The organism is Streptomyces sp. LS1784, from assembly GCF_020103755.1.
Classification (GTDB): Bacteria; Actinomycetota; Actinomycetes; order Streptomycetales; family Streptomycetaceae; genus Kitasatospora.
In genome coordinates, this window is the sequence record NZ_JAHSQD010000194.1 from 1 (window position 1) to 13,559 (window position 13,559).

Genomic DNA, 13,559 nt, shown 5'->3' on the forward strand with positions numbered 1-13,559 from the left:
CGGCGGGCGGGGGGTGGCGGCCGGCCGACCGGGGTGGGGTCACGCCCGCCGGGTGGGCGAACTCCGGCGCGCCGGCGGCGTGATGCGCACCCGCTGGGTGGCGGGCGCCCTTTCGAGGTCGTCCAGCTGGGCGAGGACGGTGGCGCGCAGGTCGTCGTCGTCCTCGAAGTGGTGGTCGTTGAAGAGGGTGTAGCCGGACCACATCAGGTTGGCGCAGACCCGGGGCGGGACCTTGCCCGTGGCGGCGCCCATGCCGACCAGGGCGACGGACCGGATGGAGCCCGGCACCAGGTGGTTCTGGTGGTGGACGGCCTGGAAGGCGGCGGCGCAGGCCAGCGCCACGTTCAAGGTCTCGCTGACGTTCTGTGAGGAGGTCTGCATGGTCGGGGCCGATATCAGGAACACGGGGTTGACGGCGCCGGAGGGCACGCAGACCGCGCTGCCGACCGGGAGGCTGCCGGCGTGCCGCTCGCGGATCGCCTTCTGGACCCGCAGCTGGATGCCCGCGCCCAGGTGACGCTTGATCGCCGCGTCCGTCCCGCCGTCCATCCGACCGCGGGAGTTGGTGGGGCTGACCCAGGCGTCGACCTTCGCGGTGAGGAGGGAGGCGTGCCGGATCTCGATCCCGGGGACGTCGGCGAAGGCCGCCCGCCAGGACTCCACGACCGCCGCGTTGAGGTCGGTCAGCACCACCTTGAGCGGCGACGGGGTGCGGTCCGTGGTCATGCTGGGCTCCTGTCGGTCGGGTGTGCGGCCGGGCCGGTCGATCCGGGTCCTTGGTGACACCGACGAAGCTAGCGCCCGGGTCCGACAACCCGTCCACCCCCGGTCGGCGGCCGGTCGGGGCGGGCCGGACTGTCGGACCCCGCTGGTAGGACTGTGGTGTCCGCCAGGGAAGCTGACGGGCCATCACCTGCCGTTCGTCTGTCATTCGTACGGTCCCGACCAGCCGGAGTCGCACCACCATGAGCGCTGTCGACACCCCCGCCACCCAGCCCGACCCGAACGACCCGCTCGCCCTCGCGGAGCTCTTCACGGGCGGCGGCGAGCCGTGGCTGCCGCTGCTGAAGCCGGTCATCGAGGCGCAGCCCGGCGCCGCCTCGTTCATCGGCCCCGGCCGCAGCCCGGAGGTCGTCCCGGTCCGCGAGCTGACCTTCCAGGCGCTCAAGCCGCACGCGCCGCACAAGTGGAAGGTCGTCGTCTTCGGCCAGAACCCGTACCCGAGGCCGGAGAGCGCCACCGGCATCGCGATGTTCGACAACACCTTCCACGACTGGAAGGACAGCCAGTTCGGCCGGGTGATCAGCATCCGCTGCCTGATCAAGGCCGCGGCGATGTGGAAGTACGGCATCCCCAAGAAGACGCCGATCGCGGACATACGGGCGCTGCTGAAGAAGCAGGAGACGGTCCAGCCGCCGGAGTGGTTCCAGGCGATGCTCACCCAGGGCGTGCTGCTGCTGAACGCGGCGCTCACCGCGAGCAGCGACGGCGCGATGGGGCCGGACCAGCACACCGGGTTCTGGCGGCCGGTCGCCGAGCGGATCGTCGAGGAGATCCTCCGCGCCAAGCAGCAGGCCGCCGAGGAGGACCGCTACGTCGTCTTCGCCTGGTGGGGTGCGCACGCGCGCAGCCTGAAGAACGTCGTGCTGCGGCTGCAGGAGAAGTACCCCGAGGTCGAGGTCCGCCACATCGACCACGCCAACCCGGCGGCCCAGGGTGACATCTTCTGCGACGGCGAACACTTCGCCACGGTGAACGCCGCCCTCGCCTCGCTCGGCGCCGACGAGGTCGACTGGCTGCCCAGCGCCGGGTGGAACGCGCCGTCGGCGCAGGGCGGCGGGGCGCAGGACGGGACCGCCGAGCGGATGGGCGCCTTCATCGCCTCCACCATGGAGCTGCACCAGCTCTACCTGGACCGACTCGCCGGGGTGAAGGACGAGGGCCTCGTCCTGCCCGCCATCACCGGTGTGTTCGACACTCCGCTGCTGGGCTTCCGGGAGGCGGTGTCGCCGGTCGCCGAGCTGCTGCGCGGCCTGGACCGGCACGTGTCGCTGTCGCACGACTTCGGCAAGCGGCGGGCGGACGAGGTGGCCACCGGCCTGTCCGCCGACGAGATCGCCGCGCTCTACCTGTACACCTGCGAGTCCGCGTTCTACCGGGAGATCAACGCGGTGCTGCGCTCGCCGGACCGCAGCCGGCTGGTGCCGTACCTGCCGTACCTGCGGCTGCTGTTCGCGGCGGTGTCGCGGCTGCCCGCCCGTACCGCGCCGCTGTGGCGCGGGGTGTCGCTGGACCTGCGGGGGCAGTACCCGCTCGGGAAGACGGTCACGTGGTGGGGCGTGTCCTCCTGCACCTCCGAGCTCGGGGTGGCGCGGTCCTTCCTCGGCAGCCGGGGCAAGCGGACGCTCTTCGAGGTGCGTCCGGCGCGGGCCGCCGGCATCAAGAACTTCTCGGCGTTCACCGGCGAGGAGGAGTTCATCCTGCTGCCGGGCACGCAGTTGGAGGTCACGGAGGTGCGGGCCGAGCGCGGCGGCCTGTGCACCGTGACGCTGACCGAGCTGGAGGAGGCGCCCCTGGTGTCCTGAGGTGCCCGGGCCGAACCCGCCCTCGGAATGGCGACTAAGTCAGTAATTTTACTGAGTTAAGTTATGCTGGCCTCCGAGCAGCAGGTGAGCACGCGGTGCAGGAAGGGACGCGAACGATGACCTCGGAAACCCGGAACCTCGACGGCGAACTGGAGCGGGAGAGGGCCTACGTCGAGGTCTGCCGGGCGGCGACGGCCCGGCAGGTCGAGGACGCGAGCCACCAGGTCGTCGCCGGGGAGGACGTCTCAGGCGACGGCGCCAGTGCGGAGGCACTCGGCCGGTACCTGCGCACCCGCGCCAAGCGGATGAGGGAGCTGCCGCAGAGCCCGTCGTTCTTCGGCCGCCTGGACTTCGCCGACACCGCGGAGGCCGGCGACCACCGGCGGCAGCGCTACTACGTGGGCCGACGGCGGATCTCCGAGGACCCGACGGTGGCGCCGCTGGTGGTCGACTGGCGGGCCCCGGTCTCCCGGGCGTTCTACCAGGCGAGCGCCCACGCCCCGCTCGGGCTCGCGCGGCGCCGGCGGTTCGGCTGGGCGCCGTGGAGCCTGGGCGCACCCGAGGAGCTGACCGGGCTGGAGGACGAGCCCCTCGGCGAGTCCAACGGGTTCGCGGGGGCCGGCGGACGCGGTCCGGCGGGGGGTGGGGGCAGCAGGGAGGGCGGTGCGGGCGGCATCCTGGCCGCCGAGGTGGAGCGGCCCCGCACCGGCCCGATGCGGGACATCGTCGCCACCATCCAGCCCGAACAGGACGCGCTGGTGCGGTGCGGGCTGAGCGAGTCGGTGTGCGTGCAGGGCGCGCCCGGCAGCGGCAAGACCGCCGTCGGGCTGCACCGCGCCGCGTACCTGCTCTACAGCTTCCCGCAGCGGATCCAGCGCAGCGGCCTGCTGGTCATCGGCCCCAACCGGACCTTCCTGCGCTACATCGCCGAGGTGCTCCCCGCGCTCGGCGAGATCGACGTCACCCAGAGCACCGTCGAGGACCTGGTCGCCACCCGACCGGTCACCTCGGTGGACGACGAACGGGCCGCCGCCGTCAAACAGGACGCACGGATGGCGACGGTGCTGCGCCGGGCACTGTACGGCCGCATCCGGGCGGCGGGCTCGGAGCCACTGGTCGTCCCGGACGGCTCCTACCGGTGGCGGGTGTCGCCGGAGCGGCTCGACCGGACGGTCGCCGAACTGCGCGAGCAGGCGCCGCCGTACGCGATCGGCCGGGAGAGCCTCCGTGCCCGGGTGGTGGCGATGGTCCAGGACCAGGCCGAGCGCCGGTCCGGCGTCAGGTCCGGTGCCTGGTCACGGAAGATCGGCCGCTGCAGGCCGGTCGCGGCCTTCCTGGAGGCCGCCTGGCCCGATCTGCGCCCGGAGGCCGTGGTCGCCGCCCTGCTGAGCGACCCGGCCGTGCTGGCCGAGGCCGCCGACGGCGTGCTCGGCCCCGAGGAGCAGGCGGCGATCCTGTGGCGCCGGCCGCCGCGCTCGGAGCGGAGCGCCCCGTGGTCCGAGCACGACCTGATGCTCCTGGACGAGGTGGCCGGCCTGGTCGAGCGCCCGGCCGGCTTCGGCCACGTCGTGGTGGACGAGGCCCAGGACCTCTCCCCGATGCAGTGCCGGGCGATCGCGCGCCGCAGCGCCTTCGGCTCCCTCACCGTCCTCGGCGACCTCGCCCAGGCGACCGCCCCGTGGGCCGCCCGGAGCTGGTCCGAGCAGCTCGCCCACCTGGGCAAGCCGCAGGCCGCAGTGGTGCCGCTGACCACCGGCTTCCGCGTCCCGGCCGCCGTGATGGCACTCGCCAACACCCTGCTGGGCGCGCTGGACGTGGACGTGCCGCCGGCCGTGTCGCTGCGACAGGACGGTGAGCTGACGGTGCGGCAGGTGGCCGGCGGCAGGCTGGGCGGAGCGGCGGTGGCGGCGGTGCGGGCCGCGCTGGAGCGCGAGGGTTCGATCGCGGTGATCGCGGCGGACGGCGCGGTGACGGAGGCCGGCGAGGCGCTCCGCGCGGCGGGAATCCCGACCGGGGCGGCCGAACAGGTCGGTTCCACGGCGCGGGTGACGGTGCTGCCGGCCTCCCTGGTGAAGGGGCTGGAGTACGACCACGTGGTGGTGCTGGAGCCGGCCGCCATCGTGGAGGCCGAGGCACGTGGCCTGCACCGGCTGTACGTGGTGGTGACCAGGGCGGTCTCGCGGCTGGACGTCCTGCACTCCCGCCCGCTGCCCGCGCCGCTGGCCGGGTGACGGCGCGACAGGGGAGGGCGGGCAGCGGGCGGGTGCGGGATCGCGCCAAATGCGGTGCCGGTTCGGGCAATTCGGGAAAGCGGCCGCCGAACTGCCGGGTGCCCGCGAGGATTTCCGTATGCCTACGATCATCAGACTGGCCGGAGCCGGTCTCGCCGCAGCCCTGTTCCTGACCGCCGCCACCACGACGGCGGGGGCGACCACCGCGCCCGCCGGGGGTCCGACCCTCATGCGCCAGCGGGTGGTCCTCACCCAGGCCGGGAACTACCCCACCGAGCAGAACCGGCACGGCGTCGTCTCGGTGTCCTGGAGGTCGATCGGCACCGAGGACCTCACCGGGCCGACCCACTTCACCGTCGACCTGCCCCCGGGGCTCACCACCGGCGGCGCGATGTTCCACTCCACGCCGTACGACTACACCTTCACCGAGACCGTCTCGCCCGACGGCCGCCACCTGGAGGCCGTCCTGAGCGGCAACCGTCGCTCCGGGGCCGAGGAGTTCCTGCAGATCCCGGTCGTCGCGGAGGGGACCGGCCCGGTCACCGGCGCGATCACCGCGAGGGTGGCCAACGCCAACGACACGATCCCCACCGGGCACGTCTCCACCTACCTGCTCGGCATCGGCCTGCTGCCACCGCTGTTCGCCCCGAAGCCGCGGATCGGCGAGGTCGGCGCCACCACCGGCCCGGGAGCGGGCGGCACCCCCGTGACCGTCGCGGGCGAAAGCCTGGCCGGTGCGATGGTGCTGGTCGGCGGCGTCCCGGCGCCGGGCACCTGCACCGACACCGCCTGCACGGTGACCACGCCCGGCGGCTCGGGCAGTGCCGCCGTCACGGTGGTCGGACCGGGCGGGACGGTCGAGGCCCCGGCGGCGTTCGACTACACCGGCGCCCCGCCGCCGCCCCCGGTGGCGCCCTCGGTCTCCGGCCTGAACACCCCCTCGGGCCCGGTCGGCGGCGGCACCGCGGTCATCGTGACCGGCGAGGACCTGGCCGGCGGCACGGTCTCCTTCGGCGGGCGGCCCGCCACCCGCGCCTCCTGCGGCCCGCAGCTGTGCACCGCCACCGCCCCGGCGGCCGATCAGCCCGGCCCGGTGGACGTCACGGTGACCACGGCGGGCGGCACCAGCGGCCCGGTGGCGTTCACCTACGCGCCGTAGCACCCCTGGCCGCCGGGGCCGGCCGCACCCGCGGCGGCCGTGCCGGTGACCGTAGCCGGGCCCGGTCGTCCGTCCGCGGCCGAGCGCAGGGATCGCTACTGTCGGGATACATCACATGCAGAACAAGTGATTTGAAAAATTCTTCAATTTCATACATGCTGGCGTGCCGTCGGGCTGGTACGAGGAGCGTCCGGGCGCCACCGGCGGACGCAGGAAGGAGCGGTCGTGACCGCGGCAATCGGCGAATCAACGGCCGACAGCCGGCCGGTCGGGGGAGGGCGCGGCATGAGTCCCGCCGCCGTCGCGCGCGAACGGGTACGGGCCGTCCTGCCCACCCGGGCGATCCTCGCCACCATGGGCCGCTCCCCACGCAAGGACCTGCTCGCCGGCCTCACGGTGGCGATCGTGGCGCTGCCGCTGGCCCTCGGCTTCGGCATCTCCTCCGGCGCGGGCGCCGAGGCCGGACTGGCCACCGCCGTCGTCGCCGGGGCGCTGGCCGCCGTCTTCGGCGGTTCCAACCTCCAGGTGTCCGGGCCGACCGGCGCCATGACCGTCGTCCTCGTCCCGATCGTCGCCCGCTACGGAACCGGCGGCGTGCTGACCGTCGGCCTGCTGGCCGGGGTGGTCCTGGTGGCCCTCGCCCTGGTCCGGGCCGGGCGCTGGATGGCGTACGTGCCGGTGCCCGTGGTGGAGGGCTTCACCGTCGGCATCGCCGGGGTCATCGCCCTCCAGCAGGTGCCCGGCGCGCTCGGCGTGCGCAAGCCCGAGGGCGACAACCCGGCCGTGGTCGCGGCCCGGGCGGTGCGCGACTTCGCCGCCGCACCGCACTGGACCTCCGTCGGGGTGGCGCTCGCCGTCGCCGCCGTGATGCTGGTCGGCGTACGGCTGCGGCCCGCACTGCCGTTCTCGTTGATCGCCGTCGTCGCCGCGACCGTCACCGCCAAGGCGGCCGGCCTGCCCGTCGCCACCATCGGCCACCTGCCCACCGGCCTGCCGGCGCCCTCGCTGGGCTTCCTCGACCTCTCCGCCGTCCCCGCGCTGCTGCCCTCCGCGTTCGCCGTCGCCGCGCTGGCCGCGCTGGAGTCACTGATGTCCGCCACCGCCGCCGACGCGATGAGCGTGTCCGAACGCCACGACAGCGACCGCGAACTGTTCGGCCAGGGCCTGGCCAACCTGGCCGCCCCGCTGTTCGGCGGTGTCGCGGCGACCGGCGCGATCGCCCGTACCGCCGTCAACGTGCGCTCCGGTGCCGCCTCCCGGCTCGCCGCCCTGGTGCACGCCGCCGTCCTCGCGGTGATCGTCTTCGCCGCCGCGCCGCTGGTCGCGGGGATTCCGCTGGCCGCCCTGGCCGGGGTCCTGATCGCCACCGCCGTCCGCATGGTCCAGGTCGGCTCGCTGCGGGCCCTGGCCCGCACCGGGCGCGGCGAGGCCGCCGTGCTGGCCCTGACCGCCGTCGCCACCCTCGCCTTCGACCTGGTCACCGCCGTCGTCGTCGGCATGCTCGTCTCCGGCGTCCTGGCGCTCGCGGCCGTCGCGAAGGCCACCCGGATCGAGCAGGTCCCGCTGCACGCCGACCTGCCCCGGGCCGACCACCACGAGGAGGAGCAGGCGCTGCTCGCCGAGCACATCGTCGCCTACCGGATCGACGGGCCGCTGCTGTTCGCCGCAGCCCACCGCTTCCTGCTCGAACTCACCGAGTCCGCCGAGGTCAGGGTCGCGATCCTGCGGATGTCGCGGGTCAGCGCGATCGACGCCAGCGGCGCCACCGTTCTCGGCGACGCCATCGCCGAACTCCGGCGCCGCGGCACCCTCGTCCTCGTCTCCGGCATCCGCGATGAGCACCACCGGCCACTGGACGCCCTCGGCGTGCTCGACCGGCTGCGCGCCGACGGACACGTCTTCGCCACCACCCCCGAGGCCATCGCCCACGCCCGTACCCACCTGCACGACCGGGACGCCCCCGCCGGCCACGACGTCACGGCCGCCGTGGCCACCGGCCCGGCAGTTGACCGGAACCCCCGCTGACCTCCGCATTCGTCCCGCAGACCACCTCCGAACACCCTGGATATCCTGAACCCATGAGCGACAACCTTCCCCCGTGCCCGCAGTGCTCCAGCGAGTACACGTATGAGATGAACGCCCTCATGGTCTGCCCCGAGTGCGCCCACGAGTGGGTGCCCGGTGGCGCGGACCAGGCCGGCGCGCCGGCCGGCGAGCGCGTGATCAAGGACGCCGTCGGCAACGTGCTGAGCGACGGCGACACCGTGACGGTGGTCAAGGCGCTCAAGGTCAAGGGCAGCGTCTCGGGCATCAAGGCCGGCACCAAGGTGCGCAACATCCGCTTGGTGGACGGCGTCGACGGGCACGACATCGACTGCCGCATCGAGGGCTTCGGCGCCATGCAGCTCAAGTCCAGCGTGGTCAAGAAGGCCTGACCCGCGAGCCTGAACGGCCGCGCCCCGCCGAGGAGATCGGCGGGGCGCGGCCGTTCTGCCGTCCGGGGCCGGCCGGGGGTGGAGTCGCCCGTCGAGTTAGTTATATGCTCACAATAATTACAACAACACAAGTAACCGTGGAGCGTTCGTCATGCCCGATGCCGCCCGACCGCGGCCCTGGCTCGTGCTCGCCATCTGTTGCATGAGCCTGCTGATCGTCAGCCTCGACAACACCATCCTGAACGTGGCCCTGCCCGCCGTCCGGCGCGACCTGGACACCTCGGTGTCCGGGCTGCAATGGACGGTCGACGCCTACACCCTGCTGCTGGCGAGCCTGCTGATGCTCTCCGGTTCGACCGCCGACCGGATCGGCCGCCGCCGGGTGTTCCGGATCGGGCTGGTGGTCTTCACCGCGGCCTCCCTGCTGTGCAGCCTGGCCCCAGGGCTCGGCTGGCTGATCGCCGCGCGGATGCTCCAGGCGGTCGGCGGATCGATGCTGAACCCTGTCGCCATGTCGATCATCAGCAACACCTTCACGGACTCCCGGCAGCGCGCCCGCGCGATCGGCGTCTGGAGCGGCGTGGTGGGCATCAGCATGGCCGCCGGACCGATCATCGGCGGCGCGCTGGTGGAGTCGGCCGGCTGGCGGGCGATCTTCTGGATCAACGTCCCGATCGGCCTGGCCGCGCTCTTCCTCACCGGCCGCTACGTGCCGGAGTCGCGGGCGGCCCGCACCCGCCGGGTGGACCCGGTCGGCCAACTGCTGGTCGTCGTGCTGCTCGCCGCCCTCACCTACGCGATCATCGAGTCGCCGGAGCGCGGCTGGACCTCGCCCCTGGCGCTCGGCTGCACGGCGGCAGCGCTGGGCGCGCTGCTGGGCCTGCTGTGGTACGAACCCCGGCGCACCGACCCGCTGATCGACCTGCGGTTCTTCCGCTCCGCCCCCTTCTCGGGCGCCACCGTGATCGCGGTCGCCGCCTTCGCCGGCCTCGGCGGCTTCCTGTTCGTCAGCTCCCTGTACCTCCAGGACGTCCGCGGGCTCGACCCGCTGCACGCCGGGCTGTTCATGCTGCCGATGGCGGTCATGTCGCTGCTCACCGCGCCGCTGTCCGGCCGGATGGTGGCCACCCGCGGGCCGCGCACGCCGCTGCTGCTGGCCGGGACGGCGCTGACCGCGAGCGCCGTGCTCCAGGCGGTCGGCTACTCCGAGCACCTGCCGACCGGTCTGCTGGTCCTCGCCTTCCTGCTCTTCGGCACCGGCTTCGGTCTGGTCAACGCGCCCATCACCAACACCGCCGTCTCCGGAATGCCCCGCTCGCAGGCCGGGGTGGCCGCAGCCGTCGCCTCCACCAGCCGGCAGGTCGGCCAGTCGCTGGGCGTCGCGGTGACCGGTGCCCTGATGGCCGGGGCGGCCCAGGCGGACCCGGCGGCCTTCACCGGGGCGGCACGGACGGCGTGGTGGATCATCGCCGGCTGCGGTGCCGCCGTGCTGGTCACCGGTACGCTCACTTCCGGCCGCTGGGCCCGGGCGACGGCCGAGCGCACGGCGCAGCGGCTCGCCGCCGAGGAGGCGGCCGAGGAAAGCACGGAGACGAAGGAGACGGTGGACGCCTGATGGAGCGCCTCGACACCGGCGGGCACCCCGCGGGGAGCGGGACGGACGCCGCGACGGCGGCCCGGGCCTGGCAGGGGATGTACGCGCTGGTGCTGGAGCGCTACGACCGCCGCAAGACCGTCGCCGAAGCCCTCGGCATGAGCTTCAGCCGGGTCAGGGCGCTGCGCCGGCTCGCCGCAGGCCCGATCACCCTGCGGGAGCTGGCCGAGCGGCTGGGCGCCGACCCGCCGTACACCAGCGTCATCGTGGACGACCTGGTGCGGCGCGGCCTCGCCGAACGCATCACCAACCCGGCCGACCGGCGCTCCAAGCTGGTCCACCTCACCGAGGAGGGCGAGGCGAAGGCCGCGCTCGCCACGGGGATCCTCACCACCCCGCCGGACGCGTTGCTCGCGCTGCCGCCGGAGGACATCCGCGCGCTCGACCGGGTGGTCGCGAAGCTCCTGGGCTGAGGCGCCCGTCCCGACGGGATCGGGCGGTCGGTGGCCGGCCCCGCCGCGTTCATCGTCGAGGCCGCCGCCGGACGCTGCATGGCCTTCGCACGTGGCGCGTCTGCGGAGCCTGCGGACCTGCGAATCCCGCCTGCCGCGCCCCCGACCTCACGGGACAGAACCGCTAGGCGACCCAGCCGGCGGTCAGGCTCTGCACGGCCGAGCCGTCGAGGTCCTTGAGCTTCGTTCCGGCGAAGGCCCGGGCGGCGTCGGAGGTGAGCAGCCGGAAGGCGGGGCGTTCGGCGGTGAGCTGGTCGAGGATCCGGGCGGCGACGTCCTGGGGCGCCTGCGCGCCGGCGAAGGCGCCACGGGTGCGGTCCAGGTAGGCGGACAGGGCCGGCGCGTACGGCCCGGCCTGTTCCGGTGCGTCGTCCGCGAGGCCCACGTTGCTGACGAACTCGCTCGCCACCGCGCCCGGTTCGACGACGCCGACGGACACGCCGGCCGTGGCCGCGACCGGTGCGAGGGACTCCATGAAGCCTTCCACCGCGAACTTGGCGGCGCAGTACGCCTCGTTGAAGGGCTGGCCGACCACACCGCCGACGCTGGTGACGGTCAGCACCCGGCCCTTGCTCGCTCGCAGCAGGGGCAGGGCGGCCTTCGTGACGTGCAGGACCCCGAAGAAGTTGACCTCCATGACGGCGCGGACGTCGTCCACACTCTCCTGCTCCAGGGTGCCGACGTGGCCCGCACCGGCGTTGTTGACCAGTGCGTCCAGCCGGTCGAGGCCGGCCAGGCAGGCCTCGACGGACGCCGGGTCGGTCACGTCCAGCGTCCGGACGTCGACGGTGACCCCGGCCCCCTCCGCCGCCGCCAGCAGCGCGCCGGCCTTCGCGGTGTTCCGCATGGTGGCGATCACCTGCCAGCCGCCGCGCGCGGCGGCGACGGCGGTGGCCAGGCCGATGCCGGAGGAGGTGCCGGTGATCAGGACGGTCTTGTCGCTCATGTCGCTGCCCTCAGATGCTTATGGATCATAACCAATATGATCCATAACTATGCGGCCCGATATTTCACTTTGTCAAGCACCTGGATATCCTGGTGGTCATGCCCCACCCATCGGATGACCTCGCCAAGGAGATCGTCGGACTCTTCGCGGCCATCAACCGCCGCTACGGCCAGGAGTCCGAGGCTGCCGCAGCGGTCCACGACCTGACCCCGCTACAGGCCAAGGCGCTGCTCGCCGCCGAGGCCCCGGTCCCGACGCGTCGCATCGCCGAGCGGCTGCACGCGGAGCCGTCCAACGTGACCGTGATCATCGACCGCCTGGAGTCCCGAGGCCTGGTCGAGCGCAGCGTCGATCCCGGCGACCGCCGCGTCAAGCACGTCGCCGCCACTGCCGCCGGCCGCGACGTCGCTGCCGATCTGCGCGCCCGCATGCCCTTCGCCGGCGATCCCCTGGCCCGGCTCAGTGCCTCCCAGCGCGAGTCCCTGCGCGAACTCCTGCAGCTGATCCTGGAGGCGTGACGGCCACCCCGACGGCTGTGCGGGGGCCCGGTAGTCCTGATGCCCCGGAACGGCCCGAAGGACCGTCACCGAATCCACTCCGGTGACGGTCCTTCGGAATTGCTGCGACGGGGGGATTTCGCGATGGGCGCGACTACTTCGCGCCGAAGGACTTCTCGATGTCCTCGACGACCTTCTCCGCCGCGATCGGGCCCGAGCTGCTGCTCCACACCTGGCCGTCGACGCCCATGAGCTGGTTGCTGCCGACGGCCTTGAGGCGGGTGAAGGCCTCCTGCTTGCGGGCGGTCTCCAGGGCCTTCTCGCCCTCGGCGTTCAGGGTGGCGACGAACACCCGGTCCGCGTCGGCCTTGTTGAGGTTCTCCAGGGACAGCGGGTCCGAGTGGGGCTGGGCGCCCAGGCCGTCGGCGATCGGCATGGTGCCGGCGCCGGCCTTCTTCAGCAGGTCGCCGGGCATGTTGGTGGTGTTCATCACGATCGGCCCGTTGGGCATCCAGCGCATCACCACGGCGCTGCCGGTCCTGCCCTCACCGGCCTTGGCGGCGCGCTTGTCCAGGGCGTCCAGCTTGGCCGTCAGGTCGTCCTTGTGGCCGAGCGCGTCACCGTACACGGCGAGCACCGAGCGCCAGTCGCCGGCCTTGGGGACGACGGTCGGGGCCACCGCCGCGAGCTTCTCGTACTGGGACTTCTCGATGCCCGAGGAGGCCAGGATGAGATCGGGGGCGGCCTTCAGGACGGCCTCGATGTTGGGCTCCCTGACCGTGGCCACCAGCGGGATGCCGTCGGCCTTCAGGTAGGCGGGGGCGGTGGTGCCGCCGCGGCTGGAGCTGGTGCCCACGGGGGTGATGCCGAGCGAGAGGGCGGTGTCCAGCGAGGTGTCGCCGAGGGCGACGACCCGCTTGGCCTCGGCCGGGACCTCCACGGCGCCGAAGGCGGTGTCGATGCTGCGCCTGCCGTCCTTCGCGGCGGTGGTGGACGAGGAGCCGGAGTCACCCGCGGAGCTGCCGGACCCCGAGGAGCCGCACGCGGTCAGGCCCAGGGAGAGGGTGCCGAGGACGGCCGCGCCGAGCAGGGTCTTGGTAAAGCGGGAGCCAAGCATGGGTGTTCTCCGAGCAATGGTAGTTTACGGACGAACCGTTTTTCTGAGGTTAGCCTAACCATACGTAAGGCCCTGACGGGGAGGCCCGGTGTGACATTCCGATCACTCCTGCTGCGCGGACTGCTGCCCGCCGGCGCGATACTGCTGGCCGCCGTGCTGGCGAGCCTGCTGCTCGGCGCGGGCGATGTGGGACCGTCACGGGCACTCGCCACGCTGCTCGGTGACGGGGACTCCGACTCCCGGTTCACCGTGTTCCACCTGCGCGTCCCGCGGACCGCCGTGGCCCTCGCGGTCGGACTGGCGCTCGGCGTGGCCGGCACCGTGCTGCAGGCCGCCGCCCGCAACCCGCTGGCCGAGCCCGGCCTGCTCGGCGTCAGCACCGGCGCGTCCTTCGCCGTCGTGATCGCGATCGTGCTCGGCGCCAGTGCCGCCAGTGTCGGCCCGTACGTCGCCGTCCTGGGCGCCGCCGCCGGCTGCCTGCTG

Annotated in this window: 12 protein-coding genes; 9 read left to right on the forward strand and 3 right to left on the reverse strand. The window is 73.4% G+C overall.

Features of this window, described 5'->3' with window-relative positions:
- Window positions 1-39: 39 nt before the first annotated feature.
- The gene (locus KS423_RS22045) at window positions 40-726 is read right to left on the reverse strand and encodes a macro domain-containing protein (protein WP_224281295.1); all 687 of its coding nucleotides are present in this window, start codon (window positions 724-726) and stop codon (window positions 40-42) included.
- Window positions 727-965: 239 nt separating this feature from the next.
- Between KS423_RS22045 and KS423_RS22050 the strand changes: the two genes are divergently transcribed.
- The 7 genes from KS423_RS22050 to KS423_RS22080 all read left to right on the forward strand — a co-directional run bounded on the left by KS423_RS22050 (window position 966) and on the right by KS423_RS22080 (window position 10,477).
- The gene (locus KS423_RS22050) at window positions 966-2,585 is read left to right on the forward strand and encodes an ADP-ribosyltransferase domain-containing protein (RefSeq protein ID WP_224281296.1); all 1,620 of its coding nucleotides are present in this window, start codon (window positions 966-968) and stop codon (window positions 2,583-2,585) included.
- A gap of 116 nt (window positions 2,586-2,701) precedes the next feature.
- Complete coding sequence (locus KS423_RS22055; RefSeq protein ID WP_224281297.1) at window positions 2,702-4,816, forward strand: AAA family ATPase; 2,115 nt, start codon at window positions 2,702-2,704, stop codon at window positions 4,814-4,816.
- A gap of 118 nt (window positions 4,817-4,934) precedes the next feature.
- A complete protein-coding gene (locus KS423_RS22060) occupies window positions 4,935-5,975 on the forward strand; it encodes an IPT/TIG domain-containing protein (RefSeq protein ID WP_224281298.1) in 1,041 nt (346 codons plus the stop codon).
- Between the two features lie 285 nt (window positions 5,976-6,260).
- A complete protein-coding gene (locus tag KS423_RS22065) occupies window positions 6,261-8,000 on the forward strand; it encodes a SulP family inorganic anion transporter (protein ID WP_224281299.1) in 1,740 nt (579 codons plus the stop codon).
- Between the two features lie 53 nt (window positions 8,001-8,053).
- Window positions 8,054-8,410, forward strand: coding sequence for a zinc ribbon domain-containing protein YjdM (locus KS423_RS22070; protein ID WP_224281300.1), 357 nt, complete (start codon window positions 8,054-8,056; stop codon window positions 8,408-8,410).
- Between the two features lie 151 nt (window positions 8,411-8,561).
- The gene (locus KS423_RS22075; protein WP_224281301.1) at window positions 8,562-10,025 is read left to right on the forward strand and encodes an MFS transporter; all 1,464 of its coding nucleotides are present in this window, start codon (window positions 8,562-8,564) and stop codon (window positions 10,023-10,025) included.
- Window positions 10,025-10,477 (forward strand): MarR family winged helix-turn-helix transcriptional regulator, encoded by a 453-nt coding sequence (locus KS423_RS22080; protein ID WP_224281302.1) that lies wholly within the window; start codon window positions 10,025-10,027, stop codon window positions 10,475-10,477. The genes KS423_RS22075 and KS423_RS22080 overlap by 1 nt, the downstream gene beginning before the upstream one ends.
- Before the next feature lie 163 nt (window positions 10,478-10,640).
- Here the strand turns inward: KS423_RS22080 and KS423_RS22085 are convergent, their stop codons facing one another.
- Entirely contained in the window at window positions 10,641-11,462 is an 822-nt protein-coding gene (locus tag KS423_RS22085) for an SDR family oxidoreductase (protein WP_224281303.1), read from the reverse strand.
- Between the two features lie 98 nt (window positions 11,463-11,560).
- Between KS423_RS22085 and KS423_RS22090 the strand changes: the two genes are divergently transcribed.
- Window positions 11,561-11,980: a MarR family winged helix-turn-helix transcriptional regulator gene (locus KS423_RS22090; RefSeq protein ID WP_224281304.1), complete on the forward strand. Its 420-nt coding sequence runs from the start codon at window positions 11,561-11,563 to the stop codon at window positions 11,978-11,980.
- A gap of 133 nt (window positions 11,981-12,113) precedes the next feature.
- Here KS423_RS22090 and KS423_RS22095 read toward each other — a convergent pair whose 3' ends face one another.
- Window positions 12,114-13,076, reverse strand: a complete 963-nt coding sequence (locus tag KS423_RS22095; RefSeq protein ID WP_224281305.1) for an ABC transporter substrate-binding protein — start codon at window positions 13,074-13,076, stop codon at window positions 12,114-12,116.
- A 90-nt stretch (window positions 13,077-13,166) separates the two neighbouring features.
- On the opposite strand from KS423_RS22095, the gene KS423_RS22100 reads away from it, so the two are divergent.
- The coding region (locus KS423_RS22100) for an iron chelate uptake ABC transporter family permease subunit (RefSeq protein WP_224281306.1) at window positions 13,167-13,559 on the forward strand (393 nt) is incomplete at its 3' end.